Raw genomic sequence first — 20129 nt, forward strand, 5'->3', positions numbered from 1 at the left:
TCCGGTGGGGGCGACGGCCGCCGCGGCGGTCGTCGCCCCTCACAGGGGGACGCGGGCGTCCCACACCCCCTCGGCCTTCTCCCACGCCTCCCGCAGCACGGGCTTGCGGACCTTCTCGGTCGGCGTCTTGGGCAGGGCGTCGAGCAGGAGGACGAAGCGCGGCACCATGAACGCGGGCAGCCGGTCGCGGCAGTAGGCGTGCAGGGCGGCCGGAGCGAGGTGACCCTCGGCGACCACGCACGCGACGACGTCCTCCTCGCCCAGCTCGGCGGGCACTCCGATCACCGCGACCTCGCGGACGCCGGGGCATTCGCCGATCTCGGCCTCCAGCTCCATCGAGGAGATGTTCTCGCCCCGGCAGCGGATGGCGTCCTTCTTCCGGTCGACGAAGAAGAACCAGCCGTGCTCGTCGACGACGCCGGCGTCGCCGGTGTGGAACCAGCCGTTGACCCAGGCCTGGGCGGTCTTGTCCGGCATCCGCCAGTACCCGACGTTGAGCACCCACGGCAGGTCCGCGCGCACCACGATCTCGCCGACGGTGCCGGTGGGCACCTCGCGGTCGTGCTCGTCGACGATGCGGACCTGGTAGCCGGGGCGCTGCTTCCCGACGGCTCCGGCCGGGGCGGAGGACCAGCCGGTGTGGATCGGGCAGCTGATCTCGGTCATGTTGAACACCGTCGAGATCCGCACGCCGAAGCGGGCGCCGAACTCCTCGGCGTTGGCGGGCATCGGGGCGATCTGCACGTTGCGCAGGGCGTGGCCGGCGTCTGCGGGGTCCGGCGGGCGGGACTGCAGCAGCTGGGGCACGGTGCCGATGAGCAGCGCGGTGGTGCAGCCGTGGGTGTCGACGTCGGACCAGAAGCGGGACAGGCTGAACCGCGACCGGATCACCGCCTCGGCGCCGTGCAGCGCGGCCCCGGCCACGCACAGCAGCCCGCTCATGTGGAACAGCGGGTACGGGACGTACCAGTGGTCGGCGTCGGTGAACCCGTCGGGCGGGAAGCAGCCGGTGACGGTCTGCAGCACCTGCGCCCAGGGCACCATCACGCCCTTGGACGGCCCGGTGGTGCCGGAGGTGTAGAGGATGCAGCCCAGGTCCCAGGGAGCGACCGTGCGGTCGGGCACCTCGGGCCCTGTGAGCTCGTCGCGCCCGACGATCGGCAGCGGGCCCGCCCGGCCCGGGGCGTCGACCAGCACGACGGTGCGCAGCTCGGGCAGCGAGTCCCGTACGGCGAGCACCCCGCCGAGGTGCTCGGCGCAGGTCACGACCACGGACGCGGCCGCGTTGCCGATCATGTGGGCGAGCAGGGTGCCCTGGTAGGCGGCGTTGAGCGGGACCTCGACGGCGCCGATCCGCGAGGCGGCGATCCAGAGCGCGATCGCGTCGGGACAGCTGGGCAGCACGGTGACCACGGCCTCGCCGGGGCGGACCCCGAGGCCGGCCAGCCGGGACGCCCAGGCGGTGACCTCGGCGTCGAACTGGGCGTAGGTCAGCACGGCGCCGCGGTCGAGGTCGCGCAGGAAGACCGCGTCGGGGCGCTCGCGGGCGCGCTCGCGCAGCAGGTTCGGCAGGACCGTGGACTCGTCGAGGGGGTTCACCCGAAGTTCACCTCGCAGGTCAGGGCCGTGCCGACGCCGAGGATCTCCAGCCGCCCGCGGTTCTGGTCGAGGTGCACCTCGAGCCGGTCGCCCTCGGTCACCGTGTCGCGGAAGGTGAAGGCGGCGTGGCGGAGGTCGGCGAGCGTGCCGCGGTCGGTCGCGAGCGCGTTGAACACGAAGGCCAGGTTGGCCGGGCCCTGATGGACGGGGCCGCGGTAGCCGGCGGCCCGGGCCAGCTCGGCGTCGACGTGGACGGGGTTGGTGTCCTGCATCACCGCCATGATCCCGACGATGTCCTCGCGGGTGATCGGGCCGACGGGCATCCGGAACCGGCCCGGGGGTGGCGGATCCGTGGGCGTGGTGGGCGTGGGAGAGGGGGCGCCGAGGGAGCGCCGGGGCACGATGTAGGTCTCGGTGGTCCGCACCGGCACCGCGCCGTCCGGGGCCACGACCTGCAGGGCGAGGGTGATGGCGTCGAACGTGCCGATCCGCCGTCCCTGCTTGCGCTGCACGTCCTGCATCCGCGCCCGGATGGTGTAGCGCTCGCCGATGGTGAGCAGCTCGGAGAAGGTGAACGTGCCGCCGCCGAACACCACCCCGTCCGCGGGCGAGGCACCCACCTGCTCGAGCAGCTCGGGGAAGTCCCAGCCCATCCCGCGGTTGGTCGACAGATGGGCGAAGATCGGGTGCGCCGGACCGCCGTCCTTCGTCGTGAACAACTCCGGGGCGTGGACGTGCCGGAGCAGGCCGGCGTGCCGCTCCTCGGTGATCTCGTAGGCCCCGTCGGGTATCGTCAGCGCGAGGATCTCCTCGGGAGCCGGCGGGGTCACGGCGCCTCCACCGGGCGGCGGTCGGGGTGGCCGGTGAACTGCGCGGGATCGCCCGGCGGATCGGACGCGATGCCGATCAGGGCCATGTGCGCGATCGCCCAGCCGTCGTCCCGCCGGACGAGCCGCTGGGTGTAGCGGCCCCAGAAGTGCCAGACGGTCTCCCCGCGGGCGTGGTAGGCGTACAGGCTCGCCGAGACCCGCGCGGTGTCCCCGTCGACGTCGACCAGCGGGTTGCTGCCGTGGTGGCTGGTGCGCTCCCAGGCGGACAGCGCGGAGCGCAGGTACCGGACGATCTCGGCGGGGCCCCGGTGCTCGGTGTGGAGGATGTCGTAGACGCCGTCCTCGGTGAACAGGTCACCGATGGCGTCGATGTCGCCGGCGTCGACACGGTCGAGGTAGGTGTACAGGGGGCGGAGCGGGTCGGCCACGGGAACTCCTCCGGTGTCTCGGCGGGCTGTGCGTCAGCGCGCGGTGTAGCCGCCGTCCGCGGCGAACACGCCGCCGCTGATCCAGGACGACTCGTCGGAGAGCAGGAAGAGCGCGAAGGCGGCGATCTCGGCCGGCGTGCCCAGGCGGCCGAGCGGGTAGCCGCGGGCCGCCCGCTCGCGCATCGCGTCCATCGAGCCGAAGGTGGCGTCGCCGCCGCGCTCGGCATAGGTCCGCTCGACCAGCGGGGTCCACACCGTGCCGGGGCACAGTGCGTTGGCGCGGATCCCCTCCCGCCCGTAGTCGACGGCGATCTGCCTGGTCAGGGCGGTCACCCCGCCCTTGGCGGCGCTGTAGGCGGCCAGGTCGGGCACACCGGCGAGCGCCGCCGAGCTGGCCTGCGTGACGATCGATCCGCCGCCCGCGGCGAGCATGGCCGGGAGCACCGCGCGGATCGACAGCCAGGTGCCGGTGAGGTTCACGTCCAGGACCCGGGACCAGGTGGCGTGGCTGAGCTCGTGGGCGCGCCCGGCGCCGTCGATCCCGGCGTTGGCGTAGAGGCCGTCGATCCGGCCGAACGCCTCCAGCGCGGCCGCCGCCATCCGCGCAACCTGCTCCTCGTCCGTCACGTCCGCGGTGACGCCGATCCCGCCGGTCTCCTTCGCGACGGTCTCGACGCCCTCGACGTCGGCCAGGACCAGGTCCGCCCCCTCGGCGGCGAAGGCCTCCGCGGCGACGCGCCCGATCCCGGAACCGGCCCCGGTGACGACGATCGCGCGCCCGCGCAGGCGCTCACCCACGGCCGGAGATGACCGCCTGGTACGCGGCGGCCTCGTCGGGATCGGCCGCCTCCAGACCCATCACCGCGCCGAACATCTGGCCGGCCACGCCGACCAGGCAGACGAACGCCACCAGCTCGACGATCTCGTCCTCGGTGAACTCCTCGCGCAGGACGTCGAACTGGGCGTCCGTGATGCCCGCGGGGTCCTGGGCGATGAGCTGCGCGAAGGCCACGGCGAGCGACTCCCGCCGGTCCGCCGCGGCCGGGGCCTCGCCGGTGTCCAGCGACGCGCAGTACGCACAGCCCACCTCGCCCGCCGTCGCCCGGCGCAGGGCCTCCTTCAGCGACGGCGGCAGCAGACCGTGGAACCGGGTCGCGGCGTCGAGCCGGGCGAAGGCCTTCAGGATCTCGGGGCGCCGGCCCATCGTCCTGGCGAGGACGCTGTTGGTGACCGCGTTGCCGGACTCGTCGACCGGCAGCGGCGTGATCCGCGGCATGTCGCGACCTCCTCCGTGAGGCGACTCCTGGAGAACCACACTGCCAAACGGTCGTTAGGTGCTCAACCGCGATCACTCGTTCGGCCGAAGGCGCGGAACCTCAGTCGCGGTAGACGGCGGGGCGGCGCTCCATGGCCGCGGCCAGGGCCTCGTCGAGGTCGGCCGAGACCAGCATGCCCGCGTTCCAGGTGGCGACCTGGTCCAGCGCGTCGGCCACCGTGTGGTCCCGGGCGTAGGTGATCGCGTGCTTGGTGCCGCGCAGCGCGAGGGGCGGCTTGGCGGCGAGCGACGCGGCCAGCTCCGCGACCCCCGCCGCGAGGGCCTCGGCGTCGGGATACACGCCGTTGACCAGCCGCAGGGTGAGCGCCTCGCCGCCGCTGACCGTCCGGCCGGTGTAGGCGAGCTCCCGGGTCACGCCCTCGCCGACGATCCGGGGCAGCCGCTGCAGGACGCCGACGTCGGCCACGACGGCCATGTCGATCTCCTTGATCACGAACCGCGCGTCCTCGGTGCTGTAGCGCATGTCGCAGGCCGAGGCCAGGTCCATGCCGGCACCGACGCACGCGCCGTGCACGGCCGCGATCACCGGCACGCGGCACCGCTCGACGCTGGTGATCACGTCCTGCAGGTCCAGGATCGTGCGGCGCAGGGCCTCCGCCGCCCGGCCCGCGCAGTCCGCCCCCGCCCCGGCCCGGAGGCTGCCGAGCATCTCCAGGTCGATACCGGCGCAGAAGTGTTTCCCGCTGCCCGCGAGCACCACCACGCGGACGGTCGGGTCGGCGTCGAGGGCGTCGACGGCTGCACGCAGCTCCGACCACATCGCCCTGTTCAGCGCGTTGGCCTGGGCGGGCCGGTCGAGCCGCAGGTGTGCGACGCCGTCCTTCGCCTCGACGGCGATCGTCTCGAGCTCCATGGTGTCCTCTCGCGGTACCGGTCAGGACCGACCGTCGGTGAGCATCCGGCGCGCGGTCCGCTTCCACAGCTCCAGGTGCGGGTCCGTGGTGGGGTCGCGCGGGTCGATCGCGTAGGTCAGCGCCACGCCGCGCATGCTGGTGAAGAGCAGCTCCCGCACGTCGTCGAACGCCGGGTGGGTCGAGTGGACCGGCCCGAACAGGGCGGCCACCACGTGCTGGATCGCCAGGCCCAGCCGGCGCTCCTCCGGCAGCAGCTCGGCGCGCAGGGTCTCGTCCGTGCGCGCGGCCGTCCACAGCTCCATCGCGGCCCAGAAGTAGGGCTGGCGGAAGGTGCTCCAGAGCAGCTCCACCGCCCGGTCGATGCGTTCGGCGCCGCTCTCCGTGGCGTGCGGCCAGCTCTCCATGTCGGTGATCCGCTCGACGGCGAGGTGCTGCGCGGCGGCGACGAGCAGGGCCGAGCGGGACGGGAAGTGGTGCAGCAGCCGGCCGCGGGAGACCCCGGCGCGCTCCTGGATGGTCACGGTGGTGGCGCCGGAGTAGCCGTCCTCCACCAGGCTGCGCACGGCGGCGTCGAGGATCAGCGCGTGGCTGCTGGCCCGCCGCTCGCCCTGGGTGCGACGCGGGGTGGGTGCGGCCATGCCCCGAGGGTAGTCGGCCCGGCCCGCGGATCCCGGCACCACGGACTGTTTTGCTGCCCGATCTGGGCGGATCGGCGAAGATCGGGTTGACTGTGCGCCGTGGTGGTCCGGGTCGCGGTGCTCGGCCCGGTGCGGGCCGAGGTCGCCGGCGTGCCCGTGGACCTGGGCGGCCCCCGGCAGCGCGCCGTGCTGGCCCGGCTGGCCGTGGCGGGCGGCGAGGTGGTCTCCACCGACCTGCTGGTCGACGACCTGTGGCGCGGCGAGCCCCCGCCGCGGGCGCTGGGCGCCCTGCAGGTCCATGTCTCGCACCTGCGGCGCGTGCTCGAACCGGGCCGGCGGCCGCGCACTCCCGCGTCGGTGCTGGTCAGCGAGGCGCCGGGGTACGCACTGCGGCTGCCGGCCGACAGCCTGGACTCCCGCCGCGTCGGCGCGCTGCTCGACGCGGCCGCCCTCGCCCCGCCGGACCGCGCGGAGGAGCTGCTGGTCGAGGCGTTGCGCTCCTGGTCCGGGCCCGCCTTCGCCGAGTTCGCCGACGAGCGGTGGGCCGCCCCGGAGGCCGCCCGCCTGGGCGAGCTGCGGCTCGTCGCGACCGAACGGCTCGCCGAGGCGCGGCTGGCGCGCGGCCGGGCCGCCGACGTCGTGCCCGATCTGGAGGTCCTGCTGCGCGACCACCCGCTGCGCGAGAACGCGGTCCGGCTGCTCGCGCTCGCCCTCTACCGCACCGGCCGTCAGGCGGACGCGCTCGCGGTGCTCGCCCGGGCGCGGACCCGGCTGGCCGAGGAGCTGGGCGTCGACCCGGGCCCGGAGCTGCGGGCGTTGGAGCGGGACGTCCTCACCCAGGCCGAGCACGTCCGGCCGGCGCTGCGCCCGGTCGCGGCGGAGCCCGGGCCGGCCATCGTGGGTCGCACCGCCGAGCTGCACCGGCTGCGGTCCGCGGCCGAGCGGGCCCGCTCCGGCGTCGCCGTCGTGCTCGTCGAGGCCGACGCGGGCGGCGGCAAGTCCGCCCTGGTCGAGGCGTTCCGGGCGGGCCTGCCCGGCTGGACGACCGCGCTCGGGCGGTGCCCCGAGGTCGACGGCGCCCCGCCGGGCTGGGCCTGGACGGAGCTGGTCGAGGAGCTGGCGCGGGCCGTCCCGGTGTCGGAGGACCTCGCCGCCCGCCTGGCCCCGCTGCGGGCGGCCGGGCCCGGCCGCGAGGAGGTCGGCGAGACGTTCTGGCTGTCCCGGGCGGTCGTCGAGCTGGTGGGCGGGGTCGCGGCGGGCGGTCCCGTGCTGCTCGTGCTCGACGACCTGCACCGGGCCGAGGACGAGACGTTGCAGCTGCTCCGCGCCGTCGTCGGCGGGCTCGGCGCGGCGCCCGTGCTCGTCGTCGCGACCCTGCGGCCGGCCGAGGTCGGTCCGGACCTCGCGGCCACCCTGGCGGCCCTCGCCGGGCCGGTCGCCGACCGCATCACCCTGACCGGGCTGACCGGGCCGGAGGTACGCGCGCTGCTGACCGGCCAGGGCGTCGCCGATCCCGACGAGCACACGGTCGCCCTGGTCACCGCGCGCACGGACGGCAACCCGCTCTTCGTCCGCGAGACCGCCCGCCTGATCGCGGTGGAGGGCGCCGCGGCCGCGGCCGACACGATCCCCGCCGGGGTCCGGGACGTCCTGCGCCGCCGGGTCGCACGCCTCCCCGCGCCCGCCCGCACCGTGCTGGGCCAGGCCTCGGTGCTCGGGCGCGAGGTCGACATCGACACCCTGGTCCGGTTGGCCGCCGGGTCGGGCGGATCCGAGGACGGGGTGCTCGACGCCCTCGAGCTGGGCGTGCTCGCGGGCCTGCTGACCGAGCCGGCACCCGGCCGGGTCCGGTTCGCGCACGCCCTCGTGCGGGACACGCTCGACGCCGACCTGCCCCGCCTGCGGCGGACCCGGCTGCACGCCGCCGCGCTGGCCGCCGTCGAGGCGGGCCCCGCCGATCCCGCGGCCCTCGCCCGGCACGCGCTCGAGGCGGGCCCGGCGGTGCCGCCGGCGACCGCCCTGCGACACGTCGAGGCCGCGGCGCACGAGGCCGCGGGCTTCGGGGCGCACCGCGACGCCGCCAGGCTCTGGGCCGCGGCGATCGCCCTGGCCGGCCCGGCGGGCGTCGAGGTCGACCACGAGATCGCGCTGCGCTGCGGGCACGTCTCCGCGCTGGCGCACGCAGGCCAGGTCGCGGCCGCCGTGCGCGCCCGCCGCGCCGCGGTCGACCGGGCGCGTGGCACCGCATTCCTCGTCGCGGCGCTGACCAGCTACGACGCGCCGGTCTCATGGACGATCCGGCAGGACATCGCCGTCGACGCAGACCTCGTCGGCCTGCTCGACGGGGCCCTTGCCGACCCGCACGTGGACCCGGCGACCCGATGCCGGCTGCTCGTCGCGCTGACGTTCGAGCTGGAGACCCACGACGACGACCGGGTCCGGGAGCTGACGGCCGAGGCCGTGGCGCTGTCGGCCGGCCTCGGCGACCCGTTGCTGCGCTGCCGGGTGCTCAACGCCCGCTCCTTCGCCGCGCTCGGCCCCGACCTCCGGCACGAGCTGGAGGGGGTGGGGCGCGAGCTGCTGGAGACGGCCGAGCGGGCCGGGCTGGCGGGCTACCGCTCCGAGGGCCACCACCTGCTCTTCATGCTCGCCTGCGAGCGCTTCGACCTCGACGCCGCGCAGTCGCACGCGGACGCCGCGATCGCCGCAGCGTCGGGCGGGCAGCTCGGGGTGACGCTCGCCTGGGCGGCGATCTTCGCCGCGCTGCGTGCCGTCGTCGCCGGGGACTTCGCGAGCGCCGAGCAGGGGTACGCGGCGGTGCAGGCCGCGATGGAGAGCGTCGGTGCGATCAACGCCGACAACCTGGCGCTGTTCGGGCTCTTCGGCGTTCGGCACGCGCAGGGCAGGCTCGCGGAGCTGGCCCCGGCCTTCGCGGCGCTGCAGGCGCGGATCCCCGACAGCGTCACCGACCCGACCGCCCGTGCGTTGATCGCGGCCGGGCGGATCGACGAGGCCCGCGCGGTCTGGCGGCCCGACCTGCACCCGCCGCGGACCTACTACTGGCTGCTGTTCATGGGGCTGCGCGCCGAGGTCGCCGTCGCGCTGGGCAACCGGGCGGCTGCGGCGGCCTGCCTGTCCGAGCTGGAGCCGTGGGCCGACCAGCTGGCCGGCCTCGCCAGCGGCACGGTCACGCTCGGCCCGGTCGCGCAGCACCTCGGGGAGCTCGGCGGGGTGCTGGGCCGGCCGGTGGCCGAGCGGCGGGCCCACTTCGCGCACGCCCGCGCGATCGCGCGCCTGCTCGGCTCGCCGCACTGGGAGGAGCGGGCGGCCGCGGCCCTCACCGAGCTCGAGCGCTGACCGTCCGTGCGGCCCACCGGGGTCGGTTCACGGAGTCCCGAAGACGAGGCGGACCCGGCGGGCGTGCCGGGGGCGGAGCAGCGCGAGCAGGAGCACCAACGGCGGGCCGGCCTCCGCCTTGATCGCGGCGAGCTCGTCCGGGGTGGTGACCTCGGCGATCCGGGGCAGCACGAAGCCCATCGGCGGGCCGCCCTTGCGGATGGCCTTCTCCATCTCCTGCCAGTCCGCGGCGGCGACGTACCGCTCGATCACCGGGAAGAGCTCGGCCTCCTCGCTCTCGATGTGCTCGTCGAGCTCGTCGCGCACCCGGGCGAGGGCATCGGCCAGGACGGCGGCGCGCTCCGGGTAGATCGGGGCGTCGAGGAAGCCGGCGGCGGCGCGGCGCAGCCGGTCGAGCAGCGGGTCGAGGGCGCGGTGGTCCTCGGACAGCACGGTGAGATCGACGGCGGTGCCGGCGCTGCGCTCGATCAGCGGCCAGGTCAGCTCGTCCTCGACGGTGTGGTGATGGTGGATCTCGTCGGCCAGCGTGGTGATCCAGCGGGTGAGGGCCTTGGCGCGGCGGGCGTCGCAGGGCTCGCCGGCGGCCAGGCGCTCCGCGGTCGCGGTCAGCCGGTGCAGGTCGCCGCGCATGATGCGGTGCGCCAGGCGCATGCCCAGCAGGTCGGGGGTGGTGGCGGGGGCGGTCATCGCTTCTCCTTCTCGGGGGATGTCGCCACCCTGCGCCGGCCCGCTTAAGCCGGACCTGTCGTCGACTTGTCGGATGACTTGTTGCCGGTCGCGACTCGCGGGTGCCCAGGGCGCGACTCGCGGGAGCCCAGGGCGCGACTCGCGGGAGCGGAGGGCGCGACTCGCGGGGGCCCAGGGCGCGACTCGCGGAGGTGGGTTCCGCTCAGTGGGAGGATCGGGGCGTGGCGGGCAACCTCTCGACCCCCGGGGCCAGCGTGGCCTCGCGGGTGTTCGCGCTGCTCGCGGCGTTCGACGCCGAGCACCGCGCGTTGTCGCTGACCGCGCTGGCCGAGCGGGCCGGGCTGCCGCTCGCCACCGCGCACCGGCTGGCGGGGGAGCTCGTCGGGCTGGGCGGGCTGGAGCGCCGCGCCGACCGGTACGTCGTGGGACGGCTCGTGTGGGACCTGGGGCTGCTCGCCCCCGTACAGGTGGAGCTGCGGCAGGTCGCGGCGCCGTTCCTGCACGACCTCTACGCCGCCACGCACGCCACGGTGCACCTCGCCGAGCGCGCGGGCGCCGAGGTCCTCTACCTCGACCGGCTGTCCGGCCGCGCGACGGTGCCCGTGGTCAGCCGGGTCGGCGGGCGCCTCCCGCTGCACACCACCGGTGTCGGCAAGGTCCTGCTCGCGCACGCCCCGGACGACGTGCAGCGGGCCGTGCTCGCCGACCTCGCGCGCGTCACGCCGTACACGATCACCCAGCCCGGCCGGCTGCGCGAGCAGCTGCGCCGGGTGCACCGCGAGGGGTTCGCGCAGACCGTCGAGGAGATGAGCCCCGGCGCGTGCTCCGTGGCGGTGCCGGTCCGGCACGGGCCGGACGGGCAGGTCGTGGCCGCGCTCGGGCTCGTCGTGCCCGACCTGCGGCGCGGCCGCGCGCGGCTGATCGCGGCCCTACAGGTGGCCGCGGCCGGCATCGGACGCTCGCTCCCCGCCGAGCCGTCCTCCCCGGGCGGTCTTCCACTGAGTGAGAGCTCGCGCTAGGCGACCGGCGGTCGGACGGCCACACTCCTCGCATGCGCACCCAGGTCGCCATCGTCGGCGCCGGCCCCGCCGGGCTCCTGCTGTCCCACCTGCTCGACCGCGCGGGCGTCGAGTCCGTGATCGTCGAGACCCGCTCCCGCGAGTACGTCGAGGCCCGGATCCGCGCGGGGATCCTCGAGCACTCGACGGTGCAGCTGCTGCACGAGGTGGGGCTGGGGGAGCGGCTGGCCCGCGAGGGCGACGAGCACCGCGGCATCCACCTGCAGTGGCCCGGCGAGCGCCACCACCTCGACTTCGTGGACCTCGTCGGCCGCAGCGTCACCGTCTACGGGCAGACCGAGGTGACCAAGGACCTCGGGAAGGCGCGCGCGGCCGCGGGCCAGGAGATCCGCTACGAGGTCACCGACACCGCGGTCCACGACCTGGAGACCGAGCAGCCGTACGTCACCTTCACCGGCCCGGACGGCACGGCCGAGCGCCTCGACGCCGACGTGGTCGTGGGCTGCGACGGCTCGTTCGGGCCCTGCCGCGCCGCCGTGCCCGACGCCGTCCGGCAGGCCTGGGAGCGTGTCTACCCGTACTCCTGGCTGGGCATCCTCGCCGACGTCGCACCCTCGACCGACGAGCTGATCTACGCCTGGCACCCGGACGGCTTCGCGCTGCACTCCATGCGGTCGGAGACCGTCTCGCGGCTCTACCTGCAGGTCCCGAACGGCACCGACATCGGCGAGTGGTCCGACGACCGGATCTGGGACGCGCTGGCCACCCGGCTCGGCCACGGCCAGGACGGCTGGACGCTGAACCCCGGGCCCGTCACCGAGAAGTCCGTGCTTCCGATGCGCAGCTTCGTGCAGCAGCCCATGCGGCACGGCCGCCTCTTCCTCGCCGGCGACGCCGCCCACATCGTGCCGCCCACCGGCGCGAAGGGGCTCAACCTCGCGGTGGCCGACGTCGCCCTGCTCGCCCCGGCCCTGGCCGCGCTGCTGCGCGACAAGGACCCGTCGCTCGCCGACGCGTACTCCGACACCGCCCTGCGCCGGGTCTGGCGCTGCACCCACTTCTCCTGGTGGATGACGACGATGCTGCACCAGTCCGGCGACCCGTTCGACGCCCAGCTGCAGCTCTCGCAGCTGCGCTGGGTGGCGAGCAGCGAGGCCGGCAAGACCGGCCTCGCCGAGAACTACGCGGGCCTGCCGATCGGCTTCTGACGCGGCTGTACTCGGTCAGTGGCGCCGGGGCGCCACTGACCGCACACGGTCAGCTCAGTTCGTCGATGAAGAAGTCGAGCTCGGGGTCGTCGCCCCCGCCGTAGCGGGAGAAGTCGGTGACCCCGGCCTCGCGCAGGATCTGCACGTCGATGAACGTCTCGCCGCTGCGCCCCGGCGGCAGGGACAGCACGGCGACGGCGGCGTCGGCCATGATCTCCGGGTCGCGCGAGCGGTCGACGGTGTCGGTGCCGCCGAGCAGGTTCTGCACCGCGGCGGTCTTGATCGCGGTCTCCGGCCACAGGCAGTTCGCGGCGACGCCGGCCTCGGCGAACTCGGCCGCCCAGCCCAGCGTCAGGATCGTCATGCCGAACTTGGACAGCGCGTAGGCCGGGAACTTCCCGAGCCAGTGCGGCGCCATCGTGACCGGCGGGGACAGCGTGAGCACCCGCGCCCGGTCGGACTTGCGCAGGTGCGGCAGGGCCGCCTTGAACAGCAGGAACGTGCCGCGCGAGTTGATCTGCTGCATCAGGTCGTAGCGCTTGACGCTGAGTTCCTCGGTGCCGGTGAGGTTCAGCGCCGAGGCGTTGTTGACCACGATGTCGATCCCGCCGAACCGCTCGACGGCCTGCGTTGCGGCGCGCTCGACGTCCTCCTCCTTGCGGACGTCGCCGACCACGGCGAGGGCCTGCCCGCCGGCCTGCTCGATCTCGGCGACGGCGGTGTGCACCGTGCCGGGCAGTCGCGGGTCGGGCTGGTCGGTCTTGGCCAGGATGACGACGTTGGCGCCGCGCCGGCCGGCGGCGACGGCGATGGCCAGCCCGATGCCACGGCTGCCGCCGGACATCAGGATCGTGCGGCCGGCCAGGGCGTCCTGCTCGGTCACGGGCTCCTCCTCTGCGCTGGGGACGCCCGGACAGTAACAGTCAGATCTGACCGCTACCGGGTGACCTCCACCACGACGAGCACGTTCCCGTCCGGGTCGCGCAGCGTGAACATGGGCGGGGCGTACTCGCCCATCCGCAGCACCTCCGGGTCGACGTCGACGCCGCGCTCCCGCAGCTCGGCATGCGCTGCGTCGGCATCGGGGCTGGCCAGCCGGATCGCCGTGCCCAGCCCGGTGGGCGCGGGCTCGCCGGCGACCAGCGCGATGGAGGTCGCCGCGCCGGGCGGGGCGACCTCGAGCCAGCGGCCCTCGCCGAACGGGGCGTCGAGCCGCTTCTCGAGGCCGAGCGCCCCGACGTAGAACTCCAGCGCCTTCTCCTGGTCGCGGACGGTGAGCGCCACGGTGTGGATGTCGCTGATCATGGTGTCCCTCCTCCTCGGGTCGTCGAACGGTGGACCCGGCCGTGCCGCGGAACTCATCGGCCGTCGTCGGCCGGGAGGGCTCCTCGGCCCCGGACCTACCGGCCCGGAGAATTCACCCGCCCCGGGATGTCCGTCCGCAAGATCGGGAGCACGATGGCGGCATGAGCGCTCCCGTCCGCATCGGGCTGCAGCTGCAGCCCCAGCACGCCGACTACGGCCGCATCCGCGACACCCTGCTCGCCGCCGAGGAGGCGGGCGCCGACGTCGTCTTCAACTGGGACCACTTCTTCCCGCTCTACGGCGACCCCGACGGCAAGCACTTCGAGTGCTGGACCATGCTCGGCGCCTGGGCCGAGACCACGAGCCGCGTCGAGATCGGCGCGCTGGTCACGTGCAACTCGTACCGCAACCCCGAGCTCCTGGCCGACATGGCCCGCACGGTCGACCACATCTCGCACGGCCGGCTCATCCTCGGGATCGGCTCCGGCTGGTTCGAGAAGGACTACGACGAGTACGGCTACGACTTCACGACCGCGGGCCGCCGGCTCGACGACCTCGGCGCCGCCCTGCCTCGCATTCGCGACCGCTGGTCGAAGCTGAACCCGGCCCCGACCCGCGACATCCCGATCCTCATCGGCGGCGGCGGGGAGAAGAAGACCCTGCGCCACACCGCCGAGCACGCCACGATCTGGCACGGCTTCGGCGACGCCGGGACCGTGCGGCACAAGTGCTCCGTGCTCGACGGGCACTGCCGTGATCTCGGCCGGGACCCGGCCGAGATCACCCGGTCCTGCGGCGTGCAGGCCCCGCCCGAGGAGACCGCGCAGGAGCTCCTCGACGCCGGGGTCTCGCTGTTCACCGTGGGCGTGGGCGGGCCGGACTACGACCTCTCGCTGCTCAAGGAGTGGATCGCCTGGCGCGACTCACGGGACTGAGCCGGGACTGAGCCGGGACTGAGCCGAGACCGGGTCGCGGTCACGCGAGCTCGTCGCGGAGCAGGGCGGCGGCGCCCGCCATCGCCCGCATCTTCCCGGCGGCCGAGTCGCGCGGCAGGTACTTCATCCCGCAGTCGGTGGCGATGACGATCTGCTCCGGCGGGAGGCGGTCGAAGGCGCGCCGCACCCGCCCCGCGACCGTCTCGACGGACTCCACGGCGTGGTCCGACAGGTCGATCACGCCGAGGAGGATGGTCTTGTCCTTCAGGTCCGCGAGCACCCCGAGGTCCAGCCCGGACTGCGCGGTCTCGATGGAGATCTGGTCGGCGGTGCAGCCGGCCAGCTCGGGCAGGAACGAGTAGCCCTCGGGGCGCTCGTGGATGATCGCCGCGTAGCCGAAGCAGAGGTGCACTACGGTGGTGCCCGGCACGCCCTCGAGCGCGGCGTTCAGCGCGGCGAGTCCGTAGGAGCGGGCCGCGTCGGGGCGGGCCTGCAGGTACGGCTCGTCGATCTGGACGACGTCGGCGCCGGCCGCGAACAGGTCCTTGATCTCGGCGTTCACGGCGGCGGCGTAGCCCATCGCCGCGGACTCGGGGTCCGGGTAGTGGTCGTTCTGCGCCTGCTGGGACATGGTGAAGGGCCCGGGCACGGTCATCTTCACCGTGCGGTCGGTGTGGGCCTTGAGGAAGCGCAGGTCGTCGACCTGCACGGGACGCGGCCGGGAGATCGCCCCGACGATCCGGGGCACCGGATTGGGGTGCCCGCTGCGGTCCAGCGCCGTGCCGGGGTTGTCGACGTCGACGCCCTCGAGTGCGGTGGCGAAGTGGTTCGAGTAGCTCTCCCGCCGGATCTCCCCGTCGGTGACGATGTCGAGCCCGGCCTCCTCCTGCTCCCGGATCGCGACCCGGGTCGCGTCGTCCTGGGCCTCGGCGAGGTGCTCCGGCGGGATCCGCCAGAGCTCGCGGGCGCGGACCCGGGGCGGGAAGCGGCCGGCCAGGCGGGCGCGGTCGATCAGCCACTCGGGCTGGGCGTAGCTGCCGACCAGGGACGTGGGCAGCAGCGGCAACGTCTTCGGCACGTGCTCCTCCAGGGATGTCACGACTCGGGCGGGTGTCGGACGACGAGCACGATCCGGCCCTCGGCGGTGCCCGCGGCCTGGCGCTCCCAGGCCGGGCCGGCGTCCGCGAGCGGGACGGTCTCGTGGGCGACGGTCAGCTGGTCCTGCCCGGCGAGGAACGCGACCGACTCGGCGCGCTCCTCGCGGGTCAGGGCGTTGTTGGTGTAGCCGAGCACGCGCAGGGACCGACTGCGCAGCGTCGACGAGTCGAGCGGGCTGGTCTCGCCGGCGGAGCCACCGAGGTGGACGAGCCGTCCGCCGGTGCCGAGCGCCCGGGCCGCCGCGGCGGCGGGCACGCCGTAGAGCGGGTCGAGGACCAGGTCGGCGGGACGGCCGGCGGCCTCGGTGAGCCGCGTGGCGAGTTCGCCGACGTCGTCGGTGTCCAGCGCGACCACGGCGTCGGCCCCCGCGGTGCGCGCCCGCTCCTGCGCCGCCGCCGACCGGGCGGCGGCCACGACCCGCGCCGCCCCGGCCAGGCGGGCGAGCTGCACCGCGGCCTGGCCCACCACGCCACCCGCGCCCAGCACGATCACGGTCTCGCCCTCCGTCAGCCCGCCCGTGCCGGTCAGGGCCCGGTGCGCGGCCACCGCGGACAGGCCGAGCGCGGCCAGCCGGACGGGGTCGACGCGCGCGGGCAGGCGGACGAGATCGGCCTCGGGCACGCACGCGACCGCGGCCATGCTGCCGTCGCCCGGGGCCATCCCGGCCGAGGTCGGGAACCACACCGTGCGTCCGTCGACCGTCCCGACGCCCTGCACGCCCGGCACGTACGGGGTGCGTGGCACGCCGAAGTACGAGGTCCCGGAGGCGCACAGCAGGTCCAGCGGGGTGATCGGGGCGGCCAGGACGTCGACGAGCACCTGGCCGGGCCCGGGCTGCGGCGGCTCGCGGTCCGCGACCACGGGCGGCCGGCCGGGCTCCGGGATCAGCGCGGCGCGCACGGGTCGGTGTCCATTTTCGCTCCGCGAGCTGCGCTCATGCGGGCTGCAGGCGGAAGTCGTACCGGGCCTCGAGCCAGGGCACCTCCGACCTGCCGCCGTCGGGCGTCGGGCCGGGCTCGCGCTCGGTGAACGCCACCACCAGCTCCTGTTTCGTGCCGAACACGACGTCGCTGTCCAGGAACTCGGCACCCTCCTGGAACAGGTGGGTGATCAACGGGGCGTACCCGTCGACGGCGAGCAGGAAGTGCACGTGGGCCGGCCGGAAGTGGCTGATCCCCGTCCTGCTGATCAGGTCGCCGACGGGCCCGTCCATCGGGATCGAGTAGCCCTTGGGCGCGATGGTGCGCACGCAGTAGGAGCCGTCCGCGCGGGTCGTGTACTTCGCCCGCAGCCGGGCCTCGTCGACGTCGGGCAGCTGGGCCTCGTAGACGCCGTCGGCGTCGGACTGCCAGACGTCGAGGACGGCGCCGCCGACCGGCGTGCCGTCGAGTGCCGTGACGGTGCCGCTGACGTAGAGCGGGGTGCCGGGCAGGCCGTCGGACATGTCGCCGCCGAAGTCCAGCTCGGGCGAGCCGTCGATGTGGAACGGACCGAGAACCGTGGCCGGGGTCGCGGCGGGGTCGAGCCGGTTGTTCATCTGCACGACCAGCATGGACAGCCCCAGCACGTCCGAGGCCAGGATGAACTCCTCGCGCTTCTCGTCGCTGATCTGCCCCGTCGCCGTCAGCCACTGCATCGCGGCCATCCACTCGGCCTCGGTCAGCCGGACCTCGCGGGCGAAGTCGTGCAGGTGCCGGACCAGCGCGGTGAGCACCTCACGGGTGCGCGGGTCGTGCGCCGTGCCCCAGCGCTCCACCGCGAGGTCGGTGATGTTCTCCTCGGTGACCAGCTTCATCGCTGCCTCCCGCGTTCGTCAGAGGTCCCGCACCGTCAGGACGGTCGGTAGGGGTCCGGGTCGACCGGCTTGTTGTGGAGGTCGACGGACAGGAAGATGTCGTTGCCCACGGGGTGCCGGAGCTCCTCGGCGAGCTGGCCGATGAGCCCGGCGGTGCGGGCGAGCAGGGCGAACCCGCGCAGCAGCTCCAGCGGCAGGCCCAGGTCGGCCAGCGCCGCGCCGCACACGCCGGCACCGTTGAGCGGCAGGGTCCGCCCGAGGACCTGCGGGTGGACGCGGCCGATCGCGGCGAACAGCTCCAGGTGCGGCCCGACCAGGTCCTCCTCACGAGCGATCGCGTAGAGCCGGCGCGTGCGCGGGTCGCCGTCCTTGTGCACGTGGTGGCCGAGCCCCGGCACGAACCTCTTCGCCTCGCGCTGCTCACGAACGACCTGCAGGGCGATCTCGTCCCAGCCGGCCGCGTCCATCGGAAGCTGGTCCGGCAGCCGCTCGTGCAGGAACCGGCCGCAGTCCTCGGTCACGCCGAGGAACCGCGATCCGCCGCCGAGCAGCCCCGCGGCCAGCGCGCCCTGCACGGAGTCCGGGGCGGACAGGTAGGTCAGCCGGGTGACGATCGCGGTCGGGGTGAAGCCGTGGTCGGCCAGCGCGGCCAGCACGGCCTCGAACACCCTGGTCTCGCCCTTGCTCGGGCGGCGCTGGGTGGCGAGCCAGAAGGCGAGCTCGCCGAACCCGACCTGGCCCATGACGTCGTCGGCCAGGTCCTGGCCGAGCAGGGTGATCTTCTCGCGCGACGCCGCGCCCAGCGCCGTCGCGTACTCGCGGACCGGTTCGTGCTGGTCAGGCATCCTCGCTCAGCCACTTCCTCAGTTCGGCGCCGTGCTCGTCGAGCTCCGGCGGGGGGAGCCGGTAGACCGCGGGCGTGGCGGAGAACCGGATCGGGTGCCGCGTGGTGGGTACCGCACGATCACCCTCCCCGACGGGGACGACGGGGTCGAGCCCGAACCGCTCGGCCATCGCGAAGCCGCCGTCGATGGTCTGGATCGGCCCGGCCGGCACGCCGGCCGCGGTGAGCAGGTCGAACCACTCCACCGCGGTCTTCTGCCGCAGCCGGTCGACCAGGATGGGCCGCAGCTCCTCCCGGTTGGCGGTGCGATCGGCGTTGCGGGCGAAGCGCGGGTCGTCCGCGACCTCGGGGACGCCGAGGACCCCGCAGAGCTTGCGGAACTGGGAGTCGTTGGCGGCGGCGACGATCAGGTCGTCGTCGGCGGTCGGCAGCGGCTCGTAGGGGAAGACGCTGGGGTGGGCGTTGCCCATCCGGTACGGCACGGTGCCGCTGGCGACCCACGCGGAGCTGTGGTTGACCAGCCCCGTCAGCGCCGAGGACAGCAGGTTGACCTCGACGTACTGGCCCTCGCCGGTGCGGTCCCGGTGGCGCAGCGCGGCGAGGATGCCGATGGCGGCGTGGTTGCCGGCCATGACGTCGAAGACGGAGATCCCGGCCCGGTACGGCGGCCCGTCGGCGTCGCCGGTCAGGCTCATCAGCCCGGACATGGCCTGCACCATCAGGTCGTAGCCCGGCACGTCCTTGCCCGGGCCGGACCCGAACCCGCTGATCGAGGCGTAGACGACGCCGGGGTTGGCCTCGCGGACGGCGGCGTAGTCCAGCCCGAACCGGGTCATCCCGCCCGGCTTGAGGTTCTCGATCACGACGTCGGCGCGCCGGGCGAGCTCGCGGGCGGCGGCGAGGTCGGACTCGTCGCGCAGGTCCAGGGCGATCGACCGCTTCCCGCGGTTGACCCCGAGGTAGTAGGTGGACACGCCCTCGCGCACCGGCGGGGTCCAGGTCCGGGTGTCGTCGCCCGCCGGGCCCTCGACCTTCACCACCTCGGCGCCCATGTCCGCCAACAACATCGTGGCGTACGGCCCGGCGAGGATCCGGGAGAAGTCGGCCACCAGCAGCCCGGCGAGCGGGCCGCCCGCCGGGGGATCGGGCGTGGTCATCCGAATGGCCTCCTGCCCTCCTGTCCGCTGCACGGACATCCGTCCGGCGTCATCGATTCTTCGTCCTGCCGGGGGTGGCGTCAAGCGGGTCGGGACGAGCCCGGCACCGTCACGTGCGGCACGGTCTCGAGCCGCGCGAAGTCCGCGCTGATCTCGCCGGCGGTGTGCAGGAGCAGCGGCAGGTGGTGCTCGCGCAGGTACTCGACGGACGTCTCCGCCGCGTGGCAGTTCACGTTGACCCCGGCGATCACCCGGCCCGAGCCGTCGCGCAGCGGCGCCGCCACCGAGCGGATGCCGGGCGCGAGCTGCTCGTCGGTCAGCGCCCAACCGCGGGCGCGCACCTCGCGCAGCACCGCGTCCCGCTCCGCGCGGTCCGGCTGCCAGCGCGGGACCAGGCCGGAGCGGGTGGGCTCGGCGAGCACGCGCTCGAGCTCGTCGGGCGGGAGGGCGGCGAGCTGGACCTTGCCCAGCGAGGTCTGCAGCGCGGGGAACCTCGTGCCGATCTGCACCGCCAGCGACACGATCTTGGGCACGGACACGCGCGCGACGTAGACGATGTCCGAGCCGTCGAGCCGGGCGATCGAGCAGGATTCGTTCGTGCGCTCGACCAGCCGCTCGAGGTGCGGGCGGGCGACCTCCCACAGGCCGGTCGACCGGACGTAGGCCACGCCCAGGTCCAGCACCCGCGGGGTGAGCGTGAAGCCGCGCTCCTCGGCGCGGACGTACCCGAGCTCGGCGAGGGTGAGCAGGATCCGCCGGGCGGTCGGCCGGGCCAGGTCGGCGGCGGCGGCCACCTCGGCCAGCGACATCACGGGCCGGCCGGGCCGGAACGCGGTGATGACGTCGAGCCCCCGGGCCAGGGCCTCGATGAAGTCCGGACCCGTTCCCTCGCGTGGCATGCGTACCCCCGTCCCGCCGCGTGCGGCGTCCACCGTAGCCCGGCCGCGTCCGCCGGCCGGACAGCGCGGTGCCGGGGCGG

General features: G+C 74.8%; 20 protein-coding genes. 4 read left to right on the plus strand and 16 right to left on the minus strand.

Annotation, left to right across the window (positions count from 1 at the left end; genetic code table 11):
• Positions 1-39: 39 nt before the first annotated feature.
• The 7 genes from LWC33_RS03105 to LWC33_RS03135 form a co-directional block, all read right to left on the minus strand.
• Positions 40-1599, minus strand: a complete 1560-nt coding sequence (locus LWC33_RS03105; protein ID WP_233302655.1) for an AMP-binding protein — start codon at positions 1597-1599, stop codon at positions 40-42.
• Positions 1596-2429, minus strand: coding sequence for a MaoC/PaaZ C-terminal domain-containing protein (locus LWC33_RS35750; RefSeq protein ID WP_233302656.1), 834 nt, complete (start codon positions 2427-2429; stop codon positions 1596-1598). The genes LWC33_RS03105 and LWC33_RS35750 overlap by 4 nt, the downstream gene beginning before the upstream one ends.
• Entirely contained in the window at positions 2426-2857 is a 432-nt protein-coding gene (locus LWC33_RS03115) for a nuclear transport factor 2 family protein (RefSeq protein ID WP_233302657.1), read from the minus strand. Before LWC33_RS03115 ends, LWC33_RS35750 begins: the two co-directional genes overlap by 4 nt.
• A 33-nt stretch (positions 2858-2890) precedes the next feature.
• Positions 2891-3655, minus strand: a complete 765-nt coding sequence (locus tag LWC33_RS03120) for an SDR family NAD(P)-dependent oxidoreductase (protein ID WP_233302658.1) — start codon at positions 3653-3655, stop codon at positions 2891-2893.
• Entirely contained in the window at positions 3648-4133 is a 486-nt protein-coding gene (locus tag LWC33_RS03125) for a carboxymuconolactone decarboxylase family protein (RefSeq protein WP_233302659.1), read from the minus strand. The genes LWC33_RS03120 and LWC33_RS03125 overlap by 8 nt, the downstream gene beginning before the upstream one ends.
• A 100-nt stretch (positions 4134-4233) precedes the next feature.
• Positions 4234-5046, minus strand: coding sequence for a crotonase/enoyl-CoA hydratase family protein (locus tag LWC33_RS03130; RefSeq protein ID WP_233302660.1), 813 nt, complete (start codon positions 5044-5046; stop codon positions 4234-4236).
• Between the two features lie 21 nt (positions 5047-5067).
• Positions 5068-5685, minus strand: coding sequence for a TetR/AcrR family transcriptional regulator (locus tag LWC33_RS03135; RefSeq protein WP_233302661.1), 618 nt, complete (start codon positions 5683-5685; stop codon positions 5068-5070).
• Positions 5686-5784: 99 nt separating this feature from the next.
• Between LWC33_RS03135 and LWC33_RS03140 the strand changes: the two genes are divergently transcribed.
• Positions 5785-9042 (plus strand): ATP-binding protein, encoded by a 3258-nt coding sequence (locus LWC33_RS03140; RefSeq protein ID WP_233302662.1) that lies wholly within the window; start codon positions 5785-5787, stop codon positions 9040-9042.
• 27 nt (positions 9043-9069) lie between these two features.
• Here LWC33_RS03140 and LWC33_RS03145 read toward each other — a convergent pair whose 3' ends face one another.
• Positions 9070-9729 (minus strand): hemerythrin domain-containing protein, encoded by a 660-nt coding sequence (locus LWC33_RS03145; protein WP_233302663.1) that lies wholly within the window; start codon positions 9727-9729, stop codon positions 9070-9072.
• 221 nt (positions 9730-9950) lie between these two features.
• On the opposite strand from LWC33_RS03145, the gene LWC33_RS03150 reads away from it, so the two are divergent.
• The gene (locus LWC33_RS03150; RefSeq protein ID WP_233302664.1) at positions 9951-10748 is read left to right on the plus strand and encodes an IclR family transcriptional regulator; all 798 of its coding nucleotides are present in this window, start codon (positions 9951-9953) and stop codon (positions 10746-10748) included.
• Positions 10749-10780: 32 nt separating this feature from the next.
• Positions 10781-11956, plus strand: a complete 1176-nt coding sequence (locus tag LWC33_RS03155) for a 4-hydroxybenzoate 3-monooxygenase (RefSeq protein WP_233302665.1) — start codon at positions 10781-10783, stop codon at positions 11954-11956.
• A 49-nt stretch (positions 11957-12005) separates the two neighbouring features.
• On the opposite strand, the gene LWC33_RS03160 is transcribed toward LWC33_RS03155, so the two are convergent.
• Entirely contained in the window at positions 12006-12839 is an 834-nt protein-coding gene (locus LWC33_RS03160) for an SDR family oxidoreductase (RefSeq protein WP_308190896.1), read from the minus strand.
• 53 nt (positions 12840-12892) lie between these two features.
• Positions 12893-13261: a VOC family protein gene (locus LWC33_RS03165; protein WP_233302666.1), complete on the minus strand. Its 369-nt coding sequence runs from the start codon at positions 13259-13261 to the stop codon at positions 12893-12895.
• Positions 13262-13422: 161 nt separating this feature from the next.
• Between LWC33_RS03165 and LWC33_RS03170 the strand changes: the two genes are divergently transcribed.
• Complete coding sequence (locus tag LWC33_RS03170) at positions 13423-14196, plus strand: LLM class F420-dependent oxidoreductase (protein ID WP_233302667.1); 774 nt, start codon at positions 13423-13425, stop codon at positions 14194-14196.
• Between the two features lie 40 nt (positions 14197-14236).
• Here the strand turns inward: LWC33_RS03170 and LWC33_RS03175 are convergent, their stop codons facing one another.
• The 6 genes from LWC33_RS03175 to LWC33_RS03200 all read right to left on the minus strand — a co-directional run bounded on the left by LWC33_RS03175 (position 14237) and on the right by LWC33_RS03200 (position 20049).
• Positions 14237-15295 (minus strand): uroporphyrinogen decarboxylase family protein, encoded by a 1059-nt coding sequence (locus LWC33_RS03175; protein WP_233302668.1) that lies wholly within the window; start codon positions 15293-15295, stop codon positions 14237-14239.
• Entirely contained in the window at positions 15292-16254 is a 963-nt protein-coding gene (locus LWC33_RS03180; protein ID WP_233302669.1) for a quinone oxidoreductase family protein, read from the minus strand. The genes LWC33_RS03175 and LWC33_RS03180 overlap by 4 nt, the downstream gene beginning before the upstream one ends.
• A gap of 34 nt (positions 16255-16288) precedes the next feature.
• Positions 16289-17149 carry a dioxygenase family protein gene (locus tag LWC33_RS03185; RefSeq protein ID WP_233302670.1) on the minus strand — a complete coding sequence of 287 codons (861 nt, stop codon included), beginning with the start codon at positions 17147-17149 and terminating at the stop codon, positions 16289-16291.
• Between the two features lie 35 nt (positions 17150-17184).
• Positions 17185-17994, minus strand: a complete 810-nt coding sequence (locus LWC33_RS03190; protein WP_233302671.1) for a citryl-CoA lyase — start codon at positions 17992-17994, stop codon at positions 17185-17187.
• Entirely contained in the window at positions 17987-19150 is a 1164-nt protein-coding gene (locus tag LWC33_RS03195) for a CaiB/BaiF CoA transferase family protein (protein WP_233302672.1), read from the minus strand. Before LWC33_RS03195 ends, LWC33_RS03190 begins: the two co-directional genes overlap by 8 nt.
• Positions 19151-19230: 80 nt before the next feature.
• Positions 19231-20049, minus strand: coding sequence for an IclR family transcriptional regulator domain-containing protein (locus tag LWC33_RS03200; protein ID WP_233302673.1), 819 nt, complete (start codon positions 20047-20049; stop codon positions 19231-19233).
• Between the last annotated feature and the right edge of the window lie 80 nt (positions 20050-20129).

This window comes from Pseudonocardia terrae, assembly GCF_021343995.1.
In the GTDB taxonomy this organism is placed as follows: Bacteria; Actinomycetota; Actinomycetes; order Mycobacteriales; family Pseudonocardiaceae; genus Pseudonocardia; species Pseudonocardia terrae.

Coding starts and splice junctions, on each gene's coding strand:
- LWC33_RS03125 (WP_233302659.1), bottom strand. CDS start 4,133: ATGCCGCGGATCACGCCGCTGCCGGTCGACGAGTCCGGCAACGCGGTC.
- LWC33_RS03130 (WP_233302660.1), bottom strand. CDS start 5,046: ATGGAGCTCGAGACGATCGCCGTCGAGGCGAAGGACGGCGTCGCACAC.
- LWC33_RS03135 (WP_233302661.1), bottom strand. CDS start 5,685: ATGGCCGCACCCACCCCGCGTCGCACCCAGGGCGAGCGGCGGGCCAGC.
- LWC33_RS03145 (WP_233302663.1), bottom strand. CDS start 9,729: ATGACCGCCCCCGCCACCACCCCCGACCTGCTGGGCATGCGCCTGGCG.
- LWC33_RS03155 (WP_233302665.1), top strand. CDS start 10,781: ATGCGCACCCAGGTCGCCATCGTCGGCGCCGGCCCCGCCGGGCTCCTG.
- LWC33_RS03165 (WP_233302666.1), bottom strand. CDS start 13,261: ATGATCAGCGACATCCACACCGTGGCGCTCACCGTCCGCGACCAGGAG.
- LWC33_RS03170 (WP_233302667.1), top strand. CDS start 13,423: ATGAGCGCTCCCGTCCGCATCGGGCTGCAGCTGCAGCCCCAGCACGCC.
- LWC33_RS03185 (WP_233302670.1), bottom strand. CDS start 17,149: ATGAAGCTGGTCACCGAGGAGAACATCACCGACCTCGCGGTGGAGCGC.
- LWC33_RS03190 (WP_233302671.1), bottom strand. CDS start 17,994: ATGCCTGACCAGCACGAACCGGTCCGCGAGTACGCGACGGCGCTGGGC.
- LWC33_RS03195 (WP_233302672.1), bottom strand. CDS start 19,150: ATGACCACGCCCGATCCCCCGGCGGGCGGCCCGCTCGCCGGGCTGCTG.
- LWC33_RS03200 (WP_233302673.1), bottom strand. CDS start 20,049: ATGCCACGCGAGGGAACGGGTCCGGACTTCATCGAGGCCCTGGCCCGG.